This window comes from Cohaesibacter intestini (genome assembly GCF_003324485.1).
GTDB lineage: Bacteria > Pseudomonadota > Alphaproteobacteria > Rhizobiales > Cohaesibacteraceae > Cohaesibacter > Cohaesibacter intestini.
Map to the genome: position 1 here is coordinate 354,025 of NZ_QODK01000002.1, position 21,870 is coordinate 375,894.

General features: G+C 56.0%; 20 protein-coding genes. 6 read left to right on the forward strand and 14 right to left on the reverse strand.

Going from position 1 to position 21,870, the window contains the following annotated elements; genetic code table 11:
- Positions 1–52: 52 nt before the first annotated feature.
- Positions 53–1,834 carry an aspartate--tRNA ligase gene (aspS, locus tag DSD30_RS07090; protein WP_114008961.1) on the reverse strand — a complete coding sequence of 594 codons (1,782 nt, stop codon included), beginning with the start codon at positions 1,832–1,834 and terminating at the stop codon, positions 53–55.
- Between the two features lie 360 nt (positions 1,835–2,194).
- Here aspS and rnd point away from each other — a divergent pair, with 360 nt between their 5' ends.
- On the forward strand, positions 2,195–3,445 hold the full coding sequence (rnd, locus tag DSD30_RS07095; RefSeq protein ID WP_114008962.1) for a ribonuclease D: 1,251 nt from the start codon (positions 2,195–2,197) through the stop codon (positions 3,443–3,445).
- An 80-nt stretch (positions 3,446–3,525) separates the two neighbouring features.
- Here the strand turns inward: rnd and DSD30_RS07100 are convergent, their stop codons facing one another.
- From DSD30_RS07100 to DSD30_RS07125, 6 genes are all read right to left on the reverse strand, one after another.
- The gene (locus tag DSD30_RS07100) at positions 3,526–4,248 is read right to left on the reverse strand and encodes a hypothetical protein (protein WP_114008963.1); all 723 of its coding nucleotides are present in this window, start codon (positions 4,246–4,248) and stop codon (positions 3,526–3,528) included.
- Between the two features lie 38 nt (positions 4,249–4,286).
- A complete protein-coding gene (locus DSD30_RS07105; protein WP_114008964.1) occupies positions 4,287–5,840 on the reverse strand; it encodes a Ppx/GppA family phosphatase in 1,554 nt (517 codons plus the stop codon).
- The gene (locus DSD30_RS07110) at positions 5,800–8,064 is read right to left on the reverse strand and encodes an RNA degradosome polyphosphate kinase (RefSeq protein WP_114008965.1); all 2,265 of its coding nucleotides are present in this window, start codon (positions 8,062–8,064) and stop codon (positions 5,800–5,802) included. The genes DSD30_RS07105 and DSD30_RS07110 overlap by 41 nt, the downstream gene beginning before the upstream one ends.
- A 418-nt stretch (positions 8,065–8,482) precedes the next feature.
- A complete protein-coding gene (locus tag DSD30_RS07115; RefSeq protein WP_114008966.1) occupies positions 8,483–9,163 on the reverse strand; it encodes an HdaA/DnaA family protein in 681 nt (226 codons plus the stop codon).
- Positions 9,164–9,202: 39 nt separating this feature from the next.
- Positions 9,203–10,312 carry an AI-2E family transporter gene (locus DSD30_RS07120; protein WP_114008967.1) on the reverse strand — a complete coding sequence of 370 codons (1,110 nt, stop codon included), beginning with the start codon at positions 10,310–10,312 and terminating at the stop codon, positions 9,203–9,205.
- 138 nt (positions 10,313–10,450) lie between these two features.
- Positions 10,451–10,987: a CDP-alcohol phosphatidyltransferase family protein gene (locus DSD30_RS07125; RefSeq protein WP_114009651.1), complete on the reverse strand. Its 537-nt coding sequence runs from the start codon at positions 10,985–10,987 to the stop codon at positions 10,451–10,453.
- Positions 10,988–11,279: 292 nt separating this feature from the next.
- Here DSD30_RS07125 and purM point away from each other — a divergent pair, with 292 nt between their 5' ends.
- Together purM and purN are read left to right on the forward strand one after the other, a co-directional pair.
- Positions 11,280–12,365: a phosphoribosylformylglycinamidine cyclo-ligase gene (gene purM, locus DSD30_RS07130; RefSeq protein WP_114008968.1), complete on the forward strand. Its 1,086-nt coding sequence runs from the start codon at positions 11,280–11,282 to the stop codon at positions 12,363–12,365.
- A gap of 2 nt (positions 12,366–12,367) precedes the next feature.
- Entirely contained in the window at positions 12,368–13,021 is a 654-nt protein-coding gene (purN, locus tag DSD30_RS07135; RefSeq protein WP_114008969.1) for a phosphoribosylglycinamide formyltransferase, read from the forward strand.
- Positions 13,022–13,111: 90 nt separating this feature from the next.
- Here the strand turns inward: purN and DSD30_RS07140 are convergent, their stop codons facing one another.
- Positions 13,112–13,435 carry a hypothetical protein gene (locus tag DSD30_RS07140; protein ID WP_138147638.1) on the reverse strand — a complete coding sequence of 108 codons (324 nt, stop codon included), beginning with the start codon at positions 13,433–13,435 and terminating at the stop codon, positions 13,112–13,114.
- 308 nt (positions 13,436–13,743) lie between these two features.
- Here DSD30_RS07140 and DSD30_RS07145 point away from each other — a divergent pair, with 308 nt between their 5' ends.
- Positions 13,744–14,364 carry a LysE family translocator gene (locus DSD30_RS07145; RefSeq protein WP_114008971.1) on the forward strand — a complete coding sequence of 207 codons (621 nt, stop codon included), beginning with the start codon at positions 13,744–13,746 and terminating at the stop codon, positions 14,362–14,364.
- Positions 14,365–14,370: 6 nt separating this feature from the next.
- Here the strand turns inward: DSD30_RS07145 and DSD30_RS07150 are convergent, their stop codons facing one another.
- The 3 genes from DSD30_RS07150 to DSD30_RS07160 all read right to left on the reverse strand — a co-directional run bounded on the left by DSD30_RS07150 (position 14,371) and on the right by DSD30_RS07160 (position 16,228).
- The gene (locus DSD30_RS07150; RefSeq protein WP_114008972.1) at positions 14,371–14,754 is read right to left on the reverse strand and encodes a GFA family protein; all 384 of its coding nucleotides are present in this window, start codon (positions 14,752–14,754) and stop codon (positions 14,371–14,373) included.
- A 135-nt stretch (positions 14,755–14,889) separates the two neighbouring features.
- Entirely contained in the window at positions 14,890–15,312 is a 423-nt protein-coding gene (gene ndk / locus DSD30_RS07155; RefSeq protein WP_114008973.1) for a nucleoside-diphosphate kinase, read from the reverse strand.
- A gap of 226 nt (positions 15,313–15,538) precedes the next feature.
- Complete coding sequence (locus tag DSD30_RS07160; protein WP_114008974.1) at positions 15,539–16,228, reverse strand: glutathione S-transferase family protein; 690 nt, start codon at positions 16,226–16,228, stop codon at positions 15,539–15,541.
- Between the two features lie 236 nt (positions 16,229–16,464).
- On the opposite strand from DSD30_RS07160, the gene DSD30_RS07165 reads away from it, so the two are divergent.
- Together DSD30_RS07165 and DSD30_RS07170 are read left to right on the forward strand one after the other, a co-directional pair.
- On the forward strand, positions 16,465–18,345 hold the full coding sequence (locus DSD30_RS07165; RefSeq protein WP_114008975.1) for an ABC-F family ATP-binding cassette domain-containing protein: 1,881 nt from the start codon (positions 16,465–16,467) through the stop codon (positions 18,343–18,345).
- A 3-nt stretch (positions 18,346–18,348) separates the two neighbouring features.
- A complete protein-coding gene (locus DSD30_RS07170) occupies positions 18,349–18,762 on the forward strand; it encodes a VOC family protein (protein ID WP_114008976.1) in 414 nt (137 codons plus the stop codon).
- A 24-nt stretch (positions 18,763–18,786) separates the two neighbouring features.
- Here the strand turns inward: DSD30_RS07170 and DSD30_RS07175 are convergent, their stop codons facing one another.
- From DSD30_RS07175 to DSD30_RS07185, 3 genes are all read right to left on the reverse strand, one after another.
- A complete protein-coding gene (locus DSD30_RS07175) occupies positions 18,787–19,488 on the reverse strand; it encodes an MORN repeat-containing protein (protein WP_114008977.1) in 702 nt (233 codons plus the stop codon).
- Between the two features lie 150 nt (positions 19,489–19,638).
- Entirely contained in the window at positions 19,639–20,106 is a 468-nt protein-coding gene (locus DSD30_RS07180; protein ID WP_198662866.1) for a DNA polymerase III subunit chi, read from the reverse strand.
- A gap of 109 nt (positions 20,107–20,215) precedes the next feature.
- Complete coding sequence (locus DSD30_RS07185) at positions 20,216–21,706, reverse strand: leucyl aminopeptidase (protein WP_114008979.1); 1,491 nt, start codon at positions 21,704–21,706, stop codon at positions 20,216–20,218.
- Positions 21,707–21,870: the final 164 nt, after the last annotated feature.

Below are 21,870 nucleotides of genomic sequence, written 5' to 3' on the forward strand. Positions count from 1 at the left end.
GCTCACCAGAACGCCCTTTTTCTATTTCAAATCAAACTTTTAAGAAAAAGTCTTATTCCGGCAAGTTAAGCCGCAGATGCAATTCACGGAGCTGTTGGTTGGTTGGCTCGCTTGGCGCGCCCATCAACAAATCTTCAGCCTGCTGGTTCATCGGGAACAGGGTGATCTCACGCAGGTTCGGCGTACCACACAGCAGCATCACGATACGGTCCAGACCCGCAGCCATGCCACCATGCGGAGGCGCGCCATACTGGAATGCACGATACATGCCGCCAAAGCGCTCGATCAGAACCTCTTCATCGTAGCCAGCAATTTCGAAGGCTTTCTTCATCACTTCGATCTTGTGGTTACGGATCGCGCCGGAGCCGATTTCAAAGCCGTTGCAGACCACGTCATACTGATAAGCATCGAGCTTCAGAGGGTCCGTTTCCTCCAGCCCTTTCAGCTCGCCCTTTGGCATGGAGAATGGGTTGTGGCAGAAATCGACTTTCTCTTCGTCATCGTTCCACTCATACATCGGGAAGTCGACGATCCAGCACAGCTCGAAGCGATCACGATCGATCAGATCCAGCTCTTCACCAGCCCGGTTACGAGCCTTACCGGCAAAGTCGTAGAATTTCTTCGGATCACCCGCAACGAAGAAGCAGGCATCACCCGCATCCAGACCCAACTGGGTGCGGATGGCTTCGGTGCGCTCTGGGCCGATATTTTTGGCCAGTGGACCTGCGCCTTCCAAGCTGCCATCGTCATTCTTGCGCCAGAAGATATAGCCAAGACCCGGCTGACCTTCACTCTGCGCCCAGCTATTCATGCGGTCACAGAAGGTACGCGAGCCACCGGTTTTGGCCGGGATGCCCCAGACTTCATTCTGCTCTTCTTCCAGCATGCGGGCAAAGATCTTGAAGCCCGAGCCACGGAAATGCTCGGAGACTTCTTCCATCTCGATCGGAATACGCAGGTCAGGTTTGTCAGAGCCATATTTGCGCAGCGCTTCCGCATATGGAATGCGCGGGAAGTCTTGCGTCACAGGCTTGCCATCAGCAAATTCAGCAAACAGATCGCGGATCACCGGCTCCATGGTGTTGAGCACATCGTCTTCGGTGACGAAACTCATTTCCACGTCAAGCTGATAGAACTCACCCGGCAGGCGATCAGCGCGCGGATCTTCATCACGGAAGCAAGGGGCAATCTGGAAATATTTGTCAAAACCGGAAATCATCAGCAGCTGCTTGAACTGCTGCGGTGCCTGTGGCAGCGCATAGAATTTACCCGGATGAATACGGCTTGGCACCAGATAGTCACGCGCCCCTTCCGGAGAAGAAGCAGCAAGGATCGGCGTCTGGAATTCGTTGAAGCCGATTTCCTGCATCCGGCGACGGGCCGAAGCGATGATCGCAGAGCGCTTGAGAATGTTGCCATGGATGGTTTCGCGACGCAGGTCAAGGAAACGATATTTAAGGCGCGTATCTTCCGGATAGTCCGGCTCACCAAAGACCGGCAGCGGCAGCTCTTTCGAAGCCCCCAGCACTTCCAGCTTGGAAATGAAAATCTCGACATGCCCGGTAGGCAGGCCTTCATTGATCGTCTCGGCGGTGCGGGCTTTGACTTCACCTTCGATCAGAATGCACCATTCGCCGCGCACTTTTTCGGCTTCGGCAAAGGCAGGAGAATCCGGATCGGCCACGACCTGGGTGAGACCATACTGGTCGCGCAAATCGATAAAGAGAAGACCACCATGGTCTCGTACGCGGTGAACCCAACCGGAAAGGCGAACGTGCTCGCCCACATTGCTTTCGCGAAGGTCGCCACAAGTATGGCTGCGATAAGGATGCATGAATAGTGTCCTGATTCTGGAGATATCGGACCCCTCACCCCTTTGAGGCAAGAGCGCCCATCCCGATTTGAAAACTCGACCGAAAAATCGACCCGCACTTAATAGAGGGGATTTCCTTCAGTTTCAATGAAAAAGGGCGCGCAAATGACGCCCTCGATGCTTCAGGCCGGACCGTGCATTTCTGAACCGAAACTGTCAAGCCAGAGGACTGGCTTCGGTGCCTTTTTGCGTGAAAATCAACGAAAAACGAGCGATTGGGGCGAACAGGCAGACATTTGCTGCAACTAATCCCCATTTCACGGGCATTGTCTGAAAGAGTGGGCGACAAAACTGGATTGTTTCTATATAAGCGATTGCGAAATGAAAACAATTACGACCACTGCCGAGTTGGCAGACGCCTGTACCCAATTTGCTGCGCATCCCTATGTCACCGTAGACACGGAATTTCTGCGCGAAACAACCTATTGGCCCAAGCTTTGCCTCATCCAGATGGCAGGCCCGGATCTATCGGTTATTGTCGATCCGCTCGCGGATGGCATTGATCTGGCTCCCTTCTTCGCCTTGATGGCTGATGAGAGTGTGACCAAGGTGTTTCACGCCGGTCGTCAGGATATCGAGATCATCTATCATCTCGGCAATCTGATCCCGGCGCCCATGTTCGACAGTCAAGTCGCGGCGATGGTCTGCGGCTTTGGTGATTCCATCTCTTATGATCAGCTGGTCCTGCGCCTCACCGGCAACCGGATCGACAAATCCAGCCGTTTTACCGACTGGTCCCGTCGTCCCTTGACCGACAAGCAACTCACCTATGCGATGGCAGACGTTACCCACCTGCGGGATGTCTATCATGCTTTGCGTGCCAATCTCGACGAGCAGCAGCGCAGCGAATGGGTGCAGGAGGAAATGGAAATCCTCACCTCGCCGGAAACCTACTATACCGAGCCGGTCAATGCCTGGAAGCGCATGAAACTGCGCATCCGCAAGCCCCGCGAATTTGCCGCCCTGAAGAAGCTGGCTGCTTGGCGCGAGAAAGAAGCCCAATCCCGCAACGTGCCACGCAACCGCATTCTCAAGGATGAGGCTATTTTCGAACTGGCGATCCAGCAACCGCAAAGCCCGGATGCTCTGGCCGCCCTGCGTTCGGTCTCCAAAGGCTATGAACGGTCCAAATCTGGCGTCGATCTCCTCGAGCTGATGCAGGAAGTGGCGAAAATTCCGAATGAGGACCTGCCTGAGGTTCCAAGGGGAAAGGTCCAGCCCGAAGGGTCGGGCGCCGCGGTCGACTTGATGAAAGTGCTGCTAAAGCTCACCTCAGAGAAGCACGGCGTGGCCGCAAAGGTCATCGCAACCGTTGATGATCTGGAAAAGATTGCCAGTGACGACGAGGCAGACATCCCGGCCCTCAAAGGCTGGCGCCGGGAGCTGTTCGGTCAGCACGCCCTGTTGATCAAAAAGGGCGAACTGGCCCTGCGCCTTGAAGGCAAGAAGGTGGCAACCATCGAATGCGAGCCGCCTGTTCTGCCCGAAAAGAAGCCTGCGAGCAAACGCCGCCGCAAGCCCAAAAAGCCGGATCCAATCCAGCAAGAGGCAGCCGCACAAAAAGCCGAATAGCAAAAGACGATGCCAGCGTCAGCTGACATCGTCTTTTTTCAGATCCAGCGTTGCAAAAAGCCGGACGCCCCGGATACCGCTCAGGCTTCTCCCGACACCTCGCCGATCATGTCGAATTCTTCGTCCTGATCTGGCTCGATGCGCTCGGCACCGCTCAATGTGGTGTAAGGCAGCGCACCATAGCGGGCCACCAGACGGCGCCACATCTCGGCGATCATATCGATCTGCACCTGATCATCCTTCAGCACCACCTTGATTTCCAGCAACCGATCAGAATCGACCCGGCAGAAGGTCAAAGCCATCTCCGAGGGCTGATCAGCCTCGATCCGGGTAACCTCAATCCATGCTGCCTGCGCGTCCTCGACCGACAATACGCTTCGGGCCATGACAAAATCCTGTCCGGGTGGAAACATGCTCTCCGCCACATCGACCAGCCGCACCTCTTGCCAGCTCGGCCAAATTTCGCAAAGGAAGGCCTCCCCCTGCTCCGCATGATCCTCGGCACACCACGCGATATCGCTCAGTCCCTGCTCGACAAGGTCGGCTTCAAACGTCACCCGCACTTCGGCAAGACATCGATAATCGAGCACGGAAATCCGCTTGCCAGCCTCGGTCTGGGTGATTGCACTGTCATCGCTGGCAGCGAAATAGACATACTCACCATAAGGGTCTCGGTCATGGTAGCATTGAGGCACCAGTTTGGGATCTGGCAGCACGCCTTCTTCAAGGGTTCCTTGCAGCACGACCCAAGTAACCGGGGCTGCGCCCTCAGACGCGATGGCGCTTGTGTCACTCTTGTTCATTTTTGTCTCCAGTGCTTGTTATCAGGCAACACCACTCACTATTCGACAGCAGCATCGTAACCAAGCAATCGCACAAAACTGGTAAAGCGGCGCACCAGCTTGTCATGCACCAACATTTTCAGCTCATCGGGAATATGCAGCGTCGCCACATCATCCTCAAGCGACACACGCAACTGCGGCAAAATGCCGGGCAATTCCCCGGCCGCGACATGGGCAAAGCGCAGGGCAGCCCCTGTGACCCGTGCCATGGTGCGCAAATGCAAATCCGTCACCGCTCGCATTCTCAAACTCATGTTTGAACCGGACAGGCCTTCAAAGCGGAAATAGTTGGACATGGCCAGATAAGCCCGCCCCGGATGATCAATGCCGATGAAGGATCCATGAGCAATGATATTGAGGCTTTGCGTCCCGCGATAGTCCGGATGGGCTCGCCAGCCGATGTCCGCCAACAGACAGGCCGCCCGACGCAGCCGTTTTTCATAGGCGTTTTCATCCACCTTCAGCGTCCCATAGACCTGGTCCATCCAGTCTGCCAGCTCATGGGCATAAAGCGGTGCCCGAGACCGCAGAATACACAGTTCCTCGCACGCGGTGAGCAAGGGATCCTCTGCACGTTGCTCGTCGGTCAATTGTTCAAACAGATGCCCTTCCCGCACCCCAAGGGAGGAAATGACCACTCGCTTGGGCTTGCCGATGCGCAGCAACTCATACATCACCGCCGCACCAAACGGCAGCAGATTGCGTCTTGCCTTGGAAACCGCTCCGATACCGGAAAAATCCTCGATATCACCGCGCATGCACTGGCGACAGAATTCCATCGCCTCATTCACCTCGATCTCATAGTGATGCATGACATTGAGCGGATAGGCGATGGAGGCCATATGCAGCTTGCCCAAAGCGCGCCAGGTACCTCCGACGGCATAGAAGGTCTTGCCCTTGAGGTCGGCCAGTTCGGCAGATTCATCAAGAGATTTGCGGGCGATCTCCATTGCCTTCTTGGTCGAACCGTTGGCCATTTCCCGAATGCGCAAGCCACCCAGCGGATAGGTTGACCCGGTACCAAGTGCGTGCCCGGCGACATCAATCAGCTCAAGGCTGCCGCCGCCAAGATCACCGACCACGCCATCAGGCTCCAGCATCGCAGACATCACACCGCGAGCGGATTTGCGGGCTTCATCCTCACCGGACAGCACCTGTGGCGCAACACCACATATCTCTTCGACCGCAGTCAGAAAGGCAGGGCCATTCTTGGCATCCCGCGCCGCAGCAGTGGCCAGCACATGCACGTCTCGAACCCCGGAATGATCCAGCATGAAGCGAAACCGCCTGAGCGCATTCAACGCCGCTTCCACCGACTTCTTGTCGAGTTTGCCACTGGAGGCCAAGCCCTTGCCAAGGCCGCAAAGCTGCTTTTCGTTATACATCGGCACAGGCGCCCGTGCGAGGCGCTCATACATGACAAGACGCACGGAATTGGACCCGATATCGATAACGGCGACAGGGACGGATCCGGCGATCCGGCCCTGAATGGTGAACTTGTCCAAGGGATTGTTACCCTTGGACCCGGTCGGTAAATGCTGTTGGAGCGTCATGTTCTAGTGAGTCACCTCGGCCCGACAGGCTGGGATTGGTCATGAAGAATTTATGGGCGTTGAAAGGTTCTTCCCCTTCCGCTGCCCGGATGCGACGCGACGACCCATCCGGCAGGATTTCCCAGCTCTGCTGGTTGTCCATCAGGTTGGCTGCCATGATCTGATCCAGCACCTGCGCATGCACTGTCGGATTTTCCACCGGAATGAAGGTTTCACAACGACGGTCCAGATTGCGCGGCATCAAATCAGCCGACCCCATATAAATCACTGCATCCGGGTTTGGCAATTCCTTGCCGTTGCCGAAACAGACGATTCTGGAATGTTCAAGGAAGCGACCCACAATCGACTTCACCCGGATGTTGGAAGACAGGCCCGGCAATTGTGGCCGCAGGCAGCAAATACCGCGGATCACCAGATCGATCTTCACCCCGGCCTGACTTGCGCGATAGAAGGCATCAATCAGTTGCGGATCCACCAGCGAGTTGGCTTTGGCCCAAATCCGCCCCGGACGTCCCTGTCTGACATGTTCGATTTCCTTCTCGACATAGTCAATCAGGGTGCTACGCAAGGTATATGGCGAGACCAGCAGATGCTTCAGTTCGGCCGGTTCGGCATAGCCGGTGATGAAATTGAACACCCGGGCCACATCCATGGCGATTTCTTCGTTGGCAGTGAAGAAGCTGAGATCGGTATAGATCTTGGCGGTGATGGGGTGATAGTTGCCAGTGCCCGTATGGCAATAGCTCACCAGACGCCCCCCTTCCCGACGCACCACCATTGACAGCTTGGCATGGGTCTTCAGCTCGATGAAGCCGAACACCACTTGCACCCCGGCGCGTTCCAGATCGCGCGCCCAGCCGATATTGGCCTCTTCGTCGAACCGGGCCTTGAGCTCAACAAGAGCCGTGACAGACTTGCCCGCTTCGGCCGCTTCCACCAGAGCGCGGATGATTGGCGAGTTTTTCGATGTGCGATAGAGCGTCTGCTTGATGGCCATCACATCCGGATCACGGGCGGCCTGCGTGAGGAACTGCGCCACCACATCAAAGCTCTCATACGGATGATGGATGATCAGATCCTTTTCCTTGATCGCCGCAAAGCAGTCGCCATTATGCTCGCGAATTCGCTCAGGGAACCGGGCAATGTAGCGCTTGAATTTGAGGTCCGGGCGATCGATATCAACCAAATCTGAAAGATCATTAAGCGCCAGAGGCCCGTCGATCTCAACCATTTCGTCTTCCACCACATCGATAACCCGGGCAATGAAGGCCCGCAATTCCGGTGGGGTACTGGCTTCGATTTCCAATCGGATGACCGATCCGCGGCGGCGACGCTTCAGCGCGGTTTCGAAGTGCCGCACCAGATCTTCCGCCTCTTCCTCGATCTCGATGTCCGAGTCGCGAATGATCCGGAACGCGCCAAGTCCCTTGACATTATAGCCCGGAAAGATCTTGTCGATGAACAAAGACACCACCTGCTCGACCCGGATGGATCGATTGCTCGATGGTCGATCCTCAAGGCTCGGCAACATGACAAACCGGTCAAGGGTGTGCGGCATTCGAACGATGGCGGTCAGATGCTCATGATCATCGGTGGCTTCGAGATTAAGCACCAGTGAGAAGCCCAGATTGGGAATGAAGGGGAACGGATGCGCCGGATCAACGGCAAGCGGTGTCAGAACCGTGAAAATCCCCTCAAGGAAGACCTTTTCCAGCATCTCCATATCAGACGCCGTCAGATCCTCTGGCTCGACCATATAGATGTCTTCGCCTTCAAGCTCCTGCCGCAGGGCACGGTAGCGCTCCTGCTGACGATTGACCAGTTCGGTCACCGCCGCATTGACCTTGACGAGCTGCTGGCTCGGCTCCATCCCGTCGGCACTGACCGAATGGACACCGGCACGCACCTGGCCTTTCAGACCGGCCACGCGCACCATGAAAAACTCATTGAGGTTGTTGGCCGAAATGGACAGAAAGCGCAGACGTTCCAGCAATGGATGTGCGGGATTTTCGGTTTCTTCGAGCACCCGACTGTTGAAGCCAAGCCAGGACAGCTCGCGGTTGACAAAACGCCCGGGGCTGCGCATCAGCGCCTCGATTTCCTCTTCGGTGGGAAGCAGGTCATCCAATGCACCCTCGCCTGCAGCGTCATTGGCCTGCTGCGGCTCTGGAGCGTTGTTGTTTTGGTCGATAGTCTCAGAAGTCGTTTCGAATGTGTCAGACATAAACCTCTGCCCGTTGCTGTCTCGTCCGAAACAAACCGTCCGAAGCAAAAGCTTCACCCGGCAGTCCGGTTCCCCACCCAAGCGCCATGGATCGATCATTTCAACAAAGTACCGACCCTTGGCATGTGAAAAGCAAGTGTGCCACCGCAGCCACCACCACCCGCCAATCGCCGACCCGAATGGGTCAAAAAACGGCAGGAAAGACAGCAGACAGCGACGACGCCAGATCCAAGTCACGCCTCGGATTCATCATGTGAATCACGTGCGCAACCGGACCCAGCCAATATAGGCCTAGCATAGCATTCTTGTGACGTTTGCCTCAATCCCATTGAAACCAAAGCAGCATTGTGAACAGGCATCGAGCGGCACCTCTCAACGCTGCCATTGCATCGAAAAGAAAGACACGACAGACCGGAGCCTAGATCACCCCGTCATCCAGTTCCTTGAGAATTGTCGAGGCGAAGGGGCGCGTGATGGTACGCCGCCGTGCAAGCGCCTCCCGGTCAATGGCATCAACCACCTTCAAGGCTGCGGCAATCGATCGCTCCATCCTGAGGACAATGAACTCGATCACCGCCGGGTCCGGTGCCAATTGCCGATCAGCAAACAGCTTGACCAGCACCGAGCGCAGCAACTCATCATCGGGCTCGAAAATTTCAACCGGGGTGGTCAACCTGAGACGCGACATCAGGTCCGGCAGGGCCACACCCCACGCATCGGGCCATTCCCGTGCTGTGATCAATACATAGGCCCCAGCCTCGCGGGCCGAGTTCAACAGGTGAAACAAGGCTGTATCATCGCGCTCCGGCCCATCAGCATCTTCCACAACGATTGCCCCACCCGCGACCAGCTCCGTCGGATCACTGCTGTTGAGCTCTTCTAGGCTTACAATCCGCGCATTGCAGCGTTCTTGCCAGATGCGTGCCAGATGCGATTTTCCCGCACCAACAGGCCCGGCCAGCAGCAACCAGGTCGAGGGCCAATCCGGCCACAGGTCGATCATGTCGAAGGCAGCCGCATTCGATGGCCCGGGCAGGAAATCCTCCCGCCCCATTGCCGTCTCATGCGGCAGCCGCAATGACATTTGATCACCCTGCATTCAGCTTCATGCTCCTGTGCGAGAAGAGTGGAAGGCTTCTCAAGCCTCGTCTTCGGTTTCTTCTTGTGGCTTCAACACAAGGTTTCCCTTGGTGCCTCGATAGAGCGGTGACTGAAGATATTGCTCAAGAATGTAGCGAATGATGACGCCGACAGCAGCAGCTGCTGGCACAGCAATCAACATGCCGACAAATCCAAACAGCGAACCAAAAGCCAGCAAGGCAAACATCAGCCAGACCGGATGCAACCCGACCCGTTCCCCCACGAGGCGAGGCTGCAGGATGTTGCCTTCCAAAAACTGGCCAATGGCAAAAATACCAAGGGCCAAGCCAATCGGCAGCGGTTCCGGCCAGAATTGCACGATCGCCACCCCACCGGCCACCAACAGCCCCAAAGTCGCCCCCACATAGGGGATGAAGCTGATAACGCCCGCCCCGAGGCCGATCAGCAGGCCAAAATTCAAACCAAGCAGCGACAAGCTGACCGCATAGAAGACCCCGAGAATGAGACCAACGGTAATCTGCCCGCGCACAAAGCCCGAAACGCTCTCGTCCATCTGATTGACCAGACGACGGATCGTATATTGGTGATCCCGTGGCAACCACCCGTCAATGGTGGCAACCATCCGGTCCCAATCATACAGCAAATAGAAAGCAACCACCGGTGTGATCACCAACAGAGCCAGCATGTCGATCAACGCCTGACCGCCATTCCACAAGGACTGAATCAACGTCCCGATCCATTTCGCCCCCTGCCCCATCAGGTCCTTGATATTGTTCTGCACGCTGGCGGCATCGAAGTCAGACAGGAAACGCGGCAGAAAGTCGGAACTCGAAGTGAGGATCAGTTTCTGCAAGGAAGCCATGTAGCTGGGGAATTTCTCGGCAAACCCGGCCATCTGGTTGGCAAGTGTCGGCACCAGCACCACCAGCATCATGATGAAGAACAGAACGAACACCATCAACACCGACACCGTCGCCCACATCCGGTTCATCCCCAGACGCTCGAAAGCATCGGCAACCGGATCCAGCAAATAGGCAAGAGCCATTCCCGCAACGAAAGGCAGCAGGATGCCCCGAAAGACATAGAGGCTGACAATCATCACCACCAGCGCGACGAGCCAGACGGTAAACTGCTTTTGCAAAGTCATGAATGTCGCTCCAATCGAAACATGTGCTCAAAGGGCTTTCGGACAGTCGGTAGCTTCGTCTCTAGCCATCCACCATGGCCATAGCAAGTCCATTGTCAGGCTTATTCCGAAAAAGTCGCCGCCAGCCCTCATGAACGATCACTCGGCCCGCGCCATGTGACCAACCCAGTCCACCATGTAGGCAATCGCCGATGTGACCGTGAAAATCACCACGACATTGCCCAGAATATCACGTTCCCCATTCAGCGACAGGAATGCCCCAAGCTCCGCCAACACCAGACCCGCAAACAGGATCTGCACAGTCGTGTTGGCCTTCGAGATCATCAGCGGCTTCATCGGCACGGGCTGATCCAGCATCCAGGACAGAACCACAGCGCCGACAATCAGTATATCGCGACTGACCACCGCGATCACCACATGAGTGGGAATTTCCAGCATGAATCCGAGCGTCACATAAATGCTGACCATCAGCGCCTTGTCGGCCAGCGGGTCCAGATAGGTCCCCAGCACCGACTGCATATTGAATTTGCGCGCCAATATTCCGTCAACCGCATCTGACGCCCCAGCCACAAGAAAGGTCCAGAAGGCGAGATCATAGCGCCCTTCCACCAGCAACCAGACGAGCAATGGCACCATCAGCATCCGGGCAATCGTAATGATATTGGGTAGGGTCAAAATTGGAACTCTTTTTGTCTTGTCATATTTCTTTTTGTCACGGAGACCGAGCGAGGGCAGGAAGTGCGCCAGCACCGAGGCGACCAGCCAACCCAAGGGCTGGTCTGAATATGCGAACAATGGCGGCAACACCTCTCCCTATTTGGGCACTTGCTGAGTGATTTCCAAGCGTTAATCCACCTTCCAAAGGTGCAAATCGTGCTTTTTTTGAACAAGACTTGCTTTTGACTGCAAATTCGTGTGTGTCAGGGAAAATGCTATTTGCCTCTGCCCATTCTTTCAGGATGCTACCATGTCAGACCAGACGAACAAGCCGGCTCAGTCCAATCATCTCACCTATGCCGATGCGGGCGTGGATATTGACGCAGGCAACGCCCTCGTGCAGGCCATCAAGCCCATTGTCAAGGCAACCGCGCGTCCCGGCTCGGACACGGATATCGGCGGATTTGGTGGATTGTTCGATCTGAAGGGTGCAGGCTTCAAGGACCCCATTCTGGTGGCTGCCAATGATGGTGTCGGCACCAAGCTGAAAATCGCCATTGAAACCGGAAAGCATGACACGGTCGGCATCGATCTCGTCGCCATGTGTGTCAATGACCTGATTGTTCAGGGCGCTGAGCCGCTCTTCTTTCTCGACTATTTCGCCACCGGCAAACTGGATGTCGAGGCCGCCACCGATGTGATCCGCGGCATTGCCGAGGGCTGCAAGCAGGCTGACTGCGCGCTGATCGGTGGCGAGACGGCTGAGATGCCGGGCATGTATGCGGATCAGGATTATGATCTGGCTGGCTTTTCCGTGGGTGCTGCCGAACGTGGCAGCCTGTTGCCGCGCAAGGTTGAAGCTGGAGACAAGCTGATCGGTCTGGCTTCTTCCGGCGTTCATTCCAACGGCTTTTCGCTGGTCCGCCGCATTCTGGAGACCAACGGCCTGACTTTTGCTGATCCCGCTCCTTTCGCCGAAGGCAAGAGCATTGGCGAAGCTCTGTTGGAGCCAACCCGCATTTATGTCAAGCCGATCCTCAAAGCTCTCAAGGAAAGCGATGGCATCAAGGCGCTGGCGCACATCACCGGCGGCGGCTTCCCTGAAAATATCCCACGCGTTCTGCCGGACAATCTGGCCGCTCACCTTGACCTTGCTGCGGTCACGCCACCTGCCGTCTTTGGCTATCTGCAAAAGCTCGGAGGCGTTGCCGACAAGGAAATGCTGCGCACCTTCAATTGCGGCGTTGGCATGATTGTCGTCACTGATGAAGCCAATGAAGACGCGGTGATGGACAGCCTGAAGGCCGCCGGTGAAAGCCCGATTGCCCTCGGCTCTCTGGCCCCGCGCGAAGGCGATGCGGTCATCTATGACAGCATGATCTCCTTCGGAGGCTGATCATGAGCGCTCAAAAGAAACGCACAGCCATCCTGATTTCGGGCCGTGGCAGCAATATGGAAGCCATTCTGGCAGCGGCCCGCGCGGCCGACTATCCCGCCGACATTGCCTTGGTGCTGGCCAACAAGCCCGACGCCAAGGGGCTGGAAACGGCGCAAAATGCCGGTATCAAAACCGCTGTCGTCGATCATCGCCCCTTCAAGGGCGACCGCGAAGCCTTTGACGCCGAGATCCATCGCATTCTGGCAGACAATGATATCGAATTGGTGGTGCTGGCTGGCTTCATGCGCATCCTGACCGCAGGCTTTGTTGCCAAGTGGGAAGACCGGATGCTCAACATCCATCCGTCCCTGCTGCCAGCCTTCAAGGGCCTGCACACCCAACAGCGGGCGCTGGATACCGGCTGCCGGGTTGCTGGTTGCACCGTGCATTTCGTTCGTGCCGACATGGATTCCGGCCCCATCATCACCCAAGGGGTGGTGCCAGTGCTCGATGGCGACGACGAAGACAGCCTTACCGCCCGCATCCTCAAGGTCGAACACCAGATCTATCCGCGCGCAGTCGCGCTGGTCGCGGCTGGCAAAGTCTCGGTCGAAGGCATGCGCGTGCAGATCAATGACGACGCACTCGACGGATCCATCGCGCTGATCAATTGATTGGTATTTGTCAGATCAAAAACCCCGCGCGACACGTTGTCAGGCGGGGTTTTGTTTGTTCATTGTCTGTCAGCAGTCGTCAGACGACATTCACTTGCTGCATTTGGCATAATTGGTCAGAACGATCTTCTTCTGCGCGCGCGAAAGATCACTATCACTGCGCGCCTCTGTCAGTTCTTCCTTTGACAGGCTTTTAACATAGGCCTTGGCGGCACAGCGGCAGTCGCCCAAAATCCCCTTTGTCTCGCCATTTTTGGCCCGCTTCCATTGGTCATAGAGGCAATAGTCGACCACACGGGCGCGATAATCATCCACCGACAAAACCCGATCGTCAGCACTGGCTCCTGCGACAGACATCGACAGGGTGGAAACAGCAAACAAAGCAACACAAACATTGCTGAGCATTCTGGACATCACAAACTCCTGGCCTCTCGGCCTCAACATTATCACTTGGGAGAGGCATCCTCTCCACCAATCATTCAAACCACCAGAAAGCAAATTCTGGCTGCTCAGAGCATCACACCCGCAACAGTTGGGTTTCATACTTTCCCAACGTCAACCACGATCACTTTAGAGATTCCACTCTCACAGGCAAAGCAAGATATGAGTATTTTCCCAAGCTCGCCACTTGCCATGGGCAAAAATCCGATCTACCAGTGAAATGCAATCCCATTTTCGCGCGTTTCACATCGAACGCACGACCGATCTTTCGAGAATTGTCCATGAGCATTGAAACCTGGCTGCTGTTTGTCGCCCTGTCTGTCCTGCCTGCTTTCAGCCCCGGTCCGAGCCTGCTGCTGACCCTGTCCAACGCCTTACGTTTTGGTGGAGTTTTGCCAATCTGGTCGGCTACGGGCAACACAATCGGCATGGCCATCATCGGTCTTGGCGTGACCTTCGGCCTCGGCGCCCTGATGGCCACTTCTAGCACCGCGTTTCTGGTATTGAAAATCATCGGCGGCTGCTATCTGGTCTGGCTCGGCATCAAGACCTGGCGCGACAAGTCCTCTTTCGAAATGACCTCGGAAATGGTCAAGCTTCCCAGCCGGCGCGGAATCTTTTTGACCGCTCTTGGCGTGGCGGTGACCAATCCAAAAGCCATAGCCGTACAATTGGCGATCATCCCGCCTTTCCTGTCTGATCCCACCACCCTGCATCGCGATGGCGCAATCATGGCCGTGACCTATGCCCTAATGTGCCTGATGAGCCATCTCAGCGTCGTCATGCTCTCCAGCCGCTTACGTGGTTTCTTCTCCAATGCCAAGCGCATGCGCTATCTGCGCCGCGGCATCGGCGCCACCTTCATGAGCTTTGGTGCAGCTTTGGCCGCAGCCAGCCGCTAAGGCCGCCTAGTATTTCTGGATTTGCGGCGCATCATCATCGATTGTGTAATAATCTCCCTTGTCCTTGACGAAGATATGCTTGCCAATCTCTAGGCCAGTCGGCGCGTCAAGGCAGCCAGCGGCGATTCCAATGCCCTCTTCATCATTCATCCGATAAAACAGGCTTGAGCCGCAGAACCGGCAAAAACCACGCTTGGCGAAATCAGAGGACTCATACCAGGTCAGCCCTTCTTCTTCGATGAACGTGACCTGATCAAACGGTGCATGGGTGGCCGCCCAAATATGGCCGCTCGACCGTCTGCACATCGTGCAATGGCACACATTGAGTTCTTTACGCACCGTTTCGACCTCAAACCGCACCTTGCCGCAATTGCATCTTCCTGTATTCATTTTGCCCCCCGTCTCGGCTTTTCAGTATGAATCCTTAAAGCATACTGGCTGCTCACGATTAGCCAAGCACCAACCAACAAAAAAAGCCGCCTGCATCACGCAGACGGCCTTTCAAAAGATCAATCGGAAATCCGATTAGCCAACGAGTTCGTCGTCGGAGAAGAAGAATTTGATTTCTTCTGCAGCGGTTTCTGGAGCGTCAGAACCGTGAACGGAATTTTCGCCGATGGACAGAGCGAATTCCTTGCGGATGGTGCCTTCAGCAGCTTCTGCTGGGTTGGTCGCGCCCATGACTTCGCGGTTTTTCGCGATGGCATTTTCGCCTTCCAGAACCTGAACAACAACAGGCTCGGACATCATGAACTCAACCAGCTCACCAAAGAAAGGGCGCTCTTTGTGAACAGCGTAGAAGCCTTCGGCCTGTTCCTGAGACATGCGGATGCGCTTGGAAGCAACGATGCGCAGGCCAGCTTCTTCAAACTTGGCGATGATTTTACCGGTCAGGTTACGCTTGGTTGCATCCGGCTTGATGATGGAAAAAGTGCGTTCAATAGCCATCGAAAGAATCCTCGTGAGATATCAGATATGCGAAAGGCCCCATCACAAGAACAGAATTCCATAGAGATTTCTGCCTATTTTGCGGGCCGAATTTGGCCGCTATATAGCCGCCTGAGCATCGGCCTGCAAGCCCCTTTCCCATTTCAGCCCGGTCGCCCGCCACTCCTCAACGGATTTATGCCATATAGTCGAGGCCTTCGCGCCTTTCGCAGCATTTCGTCGCATCTCACGTGAATTTTGCCTTTCGACCCAGACCGTCATAAAGATCAAGGCAACGCTCGAACCATTGAGCCACCGGGTCGTCCGCTTCAAGGAAGGCAAAGTCCGAGACCATCCGCCCCCACTGGAACGAGCCAAAGACACAATAATCCGCATAGATCGGACTGTCACCACCGATGAAATCCTGTTTGCGAACGGTCAGTCGCAAAGGCAACAGGCTGTCGCGAAAACGCTGGATGGCATCTTCCGTGCGATCCACCACTTCATGCAACTGTTTGCCAAAGCGTTTTTCTCGGCTCTGTCGGAAATAGGCTTTGTCCGCTTCGTTCAACCCGTCATAGATATCGAGCAAGGTGAATCGGGCAATCTGGGCATCCACTGTCGCATTGGTCCACCAATGCATGAACTGCGCTGTTCGAATGCCGCCTTCACCACGAAACAGACTGGGAGCATCTGGATAGGCCTTTTCCAGATACACGGCGATCTCGAAGGATTCCCGCACCACACTGTCTTCATCCACCAATACCGGCAGGGTTGTTTGCCCGCCCCCTTCGATGGTTCCGATTTCAGTAAAGAGGGTTGGCACCGTCTCACATTCCAATTGCTTGTGCGCCAGCGCCATCTTTGTGCGCCAGCAAGCGGGCGAAAACCGAAACGCCCGGTCCGCGCCGCACAGGTCATAAAGTTTGATGGTCATGCTCTTGTCTCCAGACGTCTGACCCCGATGGCTGGTTCGAGCATCGGGGCCTTATTGGCCTCAGAGTTTGCAACGCGCCATGGCCGATGACCAGTAATTTTCCGGTAAGTGGACATTTTCCCACTCACGTCCGTGTGTTTTCCTCACCACGTCCCGCACAAATGTTCCGGGATAAAAGCCACCACCCCAGTTGTGCGATTGCCAAGGGGCGGGAAATGGGGCACAAGGCAGGAATTATGCTTCATATCAATAATCTCACTTTCCGCATCGCTGGCCGCACTCTGTTTGAGGAAGCCACCCTCGTCATCCCCGAAGGCGCAAAAGTCGGCCTCGTCGGGCGCAATGGCACGGGCAAAACAACCCTGTTCAAAATTCTCGTTGGCGAACTCAGTCCCGAAAGCGGCACGGCCTCGATCCGCAGGGGTGCCCGCGTCGGACAGGTGGCACAGGAAGCCCCTGCCAGCGACGAGACACTGCTGTCGTTCGTCCTTAAGGCAGACAAGGAACGCACCGCGCTGTTGGCGGAAAGTGAGACGGCCACCGACCCGGACCGCATTGCGGAAATCCAGTTGCGACTTGCCGACATTCACGCCCATTCGGCCGAAGCGCGCGCGGCCACCATTCTCCACGGTCTGGGCTTTGATGCAGAGGCACAGGCCCGCCCGACCAAGGATTTTTCCGGCGGTTGGCGGATGCGCGTGGCGCTCGCCGCCATTCTCTTCTCCGAGCCAGACCTGTTGCTGCTCGATGAGCCGACCAACTATCTCGATCTGGAAGGCACCCTCTGGCTTGAGGCCTATATCGCACGCTATCCCTATACCGTGATGATCATCAGCCACGACCGAGACCTGCTCAACAAGGCGGTGGATCACATCGCCCATCTTGATCAGCTCAAGCTCACCGCCTATCGCGGCGGCTATGATCGCTTTGAACGCACCCGCCGCGAAAAGCTTGAATTGCAGCAGAAAATGCGCACCAAGCAGCTGGAACAACGGGCGCATATGGAAAAGTTTGTCGAGCGCTTCCGCTACAAGGCCACCAAGGCCAAGCAGGCCCAGAGTCGCCTGAAGGCCTTGGAGAAAATGGCTCCGATTGCCGCCGTTATGGAAGACCACATCCACCCCATCACCTTCCCCAACCCGCAAAAGACCATGGCTCCGCCGATCATCCGGATGGAAAAGGCCTCAGTGGGTTATGAGCCAGGCAAGCCGGTTCTGCGCAATCTCAGCCTACGCATTGACCCGGACGATCGCCTCGCCCTGTTGGGTGCCAACGGCAACGGCAAATCAACCTTTGCAAAGCTGATTTCCGACCGTCTGCAAATCGATGCTGGCGATATTTTCCGCGCCAACAAGCTCGACATTGCCTTCTTCGCCCAGCACCAGCTGGACGAATTGCGCCCCAATAACAGCGCCTATGATCACGTCCAGCCGCTGATGCCCGACGCACCAGAAGCAAAGGTTCGGGCGCGGGTGGCCAATATGGGTCTTGGCATCGAGAAAATGGACCTGCCGGCCAAAAGCCTGTCAGGGGGTGAAAAAGCCCGTCTGCTGCTGGGTCTGGCCACCTTCCACGGCCCTCACCTGCTCATCCTCGATGAGCCGACCAACCATCTGGACATCGACAGCCGCGAAGCGTTGGTCCACGCGATCAATGATTATGAAGGGGCAGTGTTGCTCATTTCCCATGACCGCCATCTGATCGAGGCCTGTGTCGACCGTCTGTGGCTGGTCCATGACGGCACTTGCAAGCCCTATGATGGGGATCTGGAGGATTATCGCCGCCTGCTGCTTGCCACCCGCAACAATCCCGACAGCACGGAAAAAGCCAAAAGCGCCAGTGGCGAGAGCAATCAAGCCATCGAAAAACGCCGCTCTGCAGCAGAAAAGCGCAAGGAACAAGCCCCTCTGCGCCGCAAAATTCAGGCAGCCGAGCGCGACATGGACAAGATCCGCGACCGCATGGCCAAGATCGACGACATGCTCGCCGACCCGGACCTGTTTGCCAAATTCCCCGAAAAAGGCGCGAAATTGTCAAAAGACCGCTCTGATCTGTCAGACCTGCTCGAAAAGATCGAGGAGAAATGGCTGGAAATGAGCGAAGAAATCGAGGACTAGACCATGCCCCAGTCCATGTCGCTGGTCGCCATAGTTGTGCGCGATTATGACGAAGCCATTGGCTTTTATGTCAACACGCTGGGCTTTGAGCTGATCGAAGACACTTATCAGCCAGAGCAGGACAAACGCTGGGTCACCGTCCGGCCCAAAGGCGGCGGGGATTTTGCTCTTTTGCTGGCCCGCGCCTCGAATGACCATCAAAGCCAGTATATTGGCGATCAGGCCGGCGGTCGGGTGTTTCTGTTCCTTGAAACAGACGATTTCTGGCGCGATTACAAGCTCTATCAGGATCGCGGTGTCACTTTTGTCCGCGAGCCACTAAAGGCCGACTATGGCACGGTGGCGGTCTTTGAAGATCTCTATGGCAACCGGTGGGATCTGGTCCAGTATGACCAGTCCCCACTCAAACAGCTTTAGTCTACAAGGCAGATAGGCCCAGCATTAGAAGGTGCGCGCCCACTGAAAACAGCTGGCGACGGTCCCCCCCTGGTAGCGTTCAATCCGAACCTTGTTGTTGTTGCTATATTTGCCGCAAAAGATGCTGAACTTGCCGTTTTTCTGATAGCGAATATAGAAAGGGCCGTCCTTCATGTTGTTGCGCCAATAGCCGCGCAACAGATTGCCCTTGCTGTCGCGATAGCTGCCTTGCCCATTGCGCTTCCCATTGCGCCAATCCCCTACATAGGACGCGCCATTGGCATAAATCATCTTGCCTTCGCCATGCACCTTGCCCTTGAGCCACTGGCCGCGATAACGCCCGCCTTTGGCGAAGGTCATCGTGCCTTGTCCCTGCCTGACACTGCGCACCATGTTGCCTTCATAGACATTGCCATTGGCATATTGGCAGACGCCGTAGCTGGAAATCTTGCCCTTGGAAAACTCACCGCGGCAGCGCGTGCCAGACTGGTAGGTATAGACGCCATGACCCGCCATGCGCCCACGGGCGAAGGTGCCCTTGTAACTGGCTCCTGAATTGAAACGGAAAATTCCCTGTCCGTGCGGCTGCTTCTTGTTGTTTTTGCCTCTGATATACTGCCCCTCATAGACACCATCCTTATATTGAATGGTCACGGCAGTGGCTTCGAATGTCGTGAAAGCCAAAACCGACAATGCAAGCGCAGAAACGCGCACCAATCCAGCCATAGTAAGTCCCCCGGAAATCTTGGATTCGGGGCAAGTCTGCACAATTCGTCACAGGTGGACAATTCGGCCAGATGTAGCAGTTTGAACAAAGAGATAGGATAGATTGTCGCAGGTCCGCAAACCGAAAAGCAGCATTGGCAAACTGAGTGGTCAGGCCTTTTTTTGCCAACCGCCGCGTTCGCTCTGCTGCCAATAGGTCACAGGGAAGCCCGCCTCCTTGAGCGCTCGCCAGCTTTGCCGCGCGGCTTGCAGAGCCTCCTGATCATTGCCGTCAAACATCAGAATTGCCCGTTCCAACCCCTCAAGCAGGGTCAGATCGCTTTCCGGCTTTGCCCCATCAACGAAAAACCGCACCGCCGCTCCATTTTCGGCATTGATCCCCTCAGAAGCGATCAGCACCGGCTGTCGACCGGCATGCGCCATGCTGGCCATGCCATGGGCAAGAAAACTGTCTTCCCGCCATGTCCAGAGATGATTGTCAAGCGCGGTGGCCCGCTCGTGCGAGCCGGTTTGAACGAAGGCGGACCACCCCTTCTCGACGCATTTCTCCAACAACAGGGGCAAGGTCCCTTCGAGCGGCTGCATTTGCAGATGATAGAAAAAAATGTCGGCGGGCATGGTCATTCCCTGATTGGACGCAACAGACTGACTTGTAGCATGTCCCCGCAGCCAAACAAAAGGGGCGCATTCTCAGCGCCCCTCTGTCTTTCAACAAACAAGGCTGAAATCAGCCTTCATAATTGTCTTTGACCAGACGGTCGAGCAACCGCACGCCAAAGCCCGATGCCCAGCTCTGGCTGATATCGGTTTTGGGCGAATCCATCGCGGTACCTGCAACGTCAATATGCACCCAGTCGGTGTCCCCGGCAAAGCGTTTGAGGAACTGCGCCGCCGTGATCGAACCGGCCCAGCGACCTCCGGTATTTTTCATGTCGGCAAACTTGCTGTCGATCATCTTGTCATATTCTTTGGCCAGCGGAAGACGCCAAACCGTTTCACCGGTCACTTCGCCCGCCTGACTCAATTGGGCGCACAATGCGTCGCTATCAGAAAAGATACCCGCATTCTGCGTCCCCAGCGCCACCAGAACGGCCCCGGTCAGGGTCGCCAGATCGATCATGAAGCGCGGCTTGAACTCTTCCTTGGAATAATGCAACAGATCAGCCAGTACGAGGCGGCCTTCTGCGTCGGTATTGATGACCTCGATGGTCTGGCCAGACATGGAAGTGACAATGTCGCCCGGGCGCTGTGCCTTGCCATCTGGCATATTCTCGACAAGACCGATGATGCCGATGGCATTGACCTTGGCCTTCCGGCCTGCAAGCGCGCACATCAGGCCAGTCACAGCAGCAGCCCCGCCCATGTCACCCTTCATGTCTTCCATGCCACCAGCGGGCTTGATGGAAATGCCGCCAGTGTCAAACACCACACCCTTGCCGACAAACACCACGGGTGCTTCGCCCTCAGCACCACCGTTCCATTTCATGATGGCAACCCGTGGCTTGCGCTCAGACCCCTGGGCCACACCCAGAAGCGCCCGCATACCAAGCTTTTCCAGATCCGGCTGTTTGAGGATTTCCACCTCCGCACCAAGCGATTCGAGCGCCTTGGCACGTGCCGCAAATTCTTTCGGACCAAGCACGTTGGCTGGCTCATTGACCAGATCGCGGGCCAGAATTGCACCGTCAGACACCGCATCGTCTTTTTCCCATGCAGCAATCGCACCTTCGACATCGGCGCAAAGAATGGACACCTTAACCGCGTCTTTTTCTTCCTTCGGTTTGCCTTTTTCGGTCTTGTAGGTGTCAAACTCATAGGCCCGCAGCTTCAGCCCCATGGCGATCAGCGACGCAGAAGCAGCATCGAACTCGACCCCTTCGGCTTCCAGAACGACCGACCCCTTGGCTTTGCCTTTCAGCTCTGCCATGGCGATGCCACCAAGACGCAGGAAGTCCTTCTCACTGAGCGCTTCCTCACCGATCCCGACAAGAGTAATCCCATCCAGCTCAACACCGGACGGTGCAAGGATTGAGGCTTTCGATCCGAGTTCCCCTTTGAATTCAGCCACTTTCATTGCCCGACTGATGGCGCCAGCGCTGGCCTCATCGAGTTGTTTGGCCACTGGTCCCAACGCAAGAGACTTGCCAACCAACAAAATGGTGACGCCAGACTTGGGGGCAGTGACGGGATGAAATTTGAGGTCCGGGAGTTTTGTCATAATGATCTTGTCTTCCTAGCTTGAAGAAAAATCCGGCACGCCCTGAAAAGAAGGATCAGCCGGATGCGAAAGAATGAAGTATGTTGTCTTATAACTTGGAACCATCGCGCAGCAAGTTCAAGTCGCAAAGCTGCGGATCAGCAAAAAGCCCCACTGCCGGACCA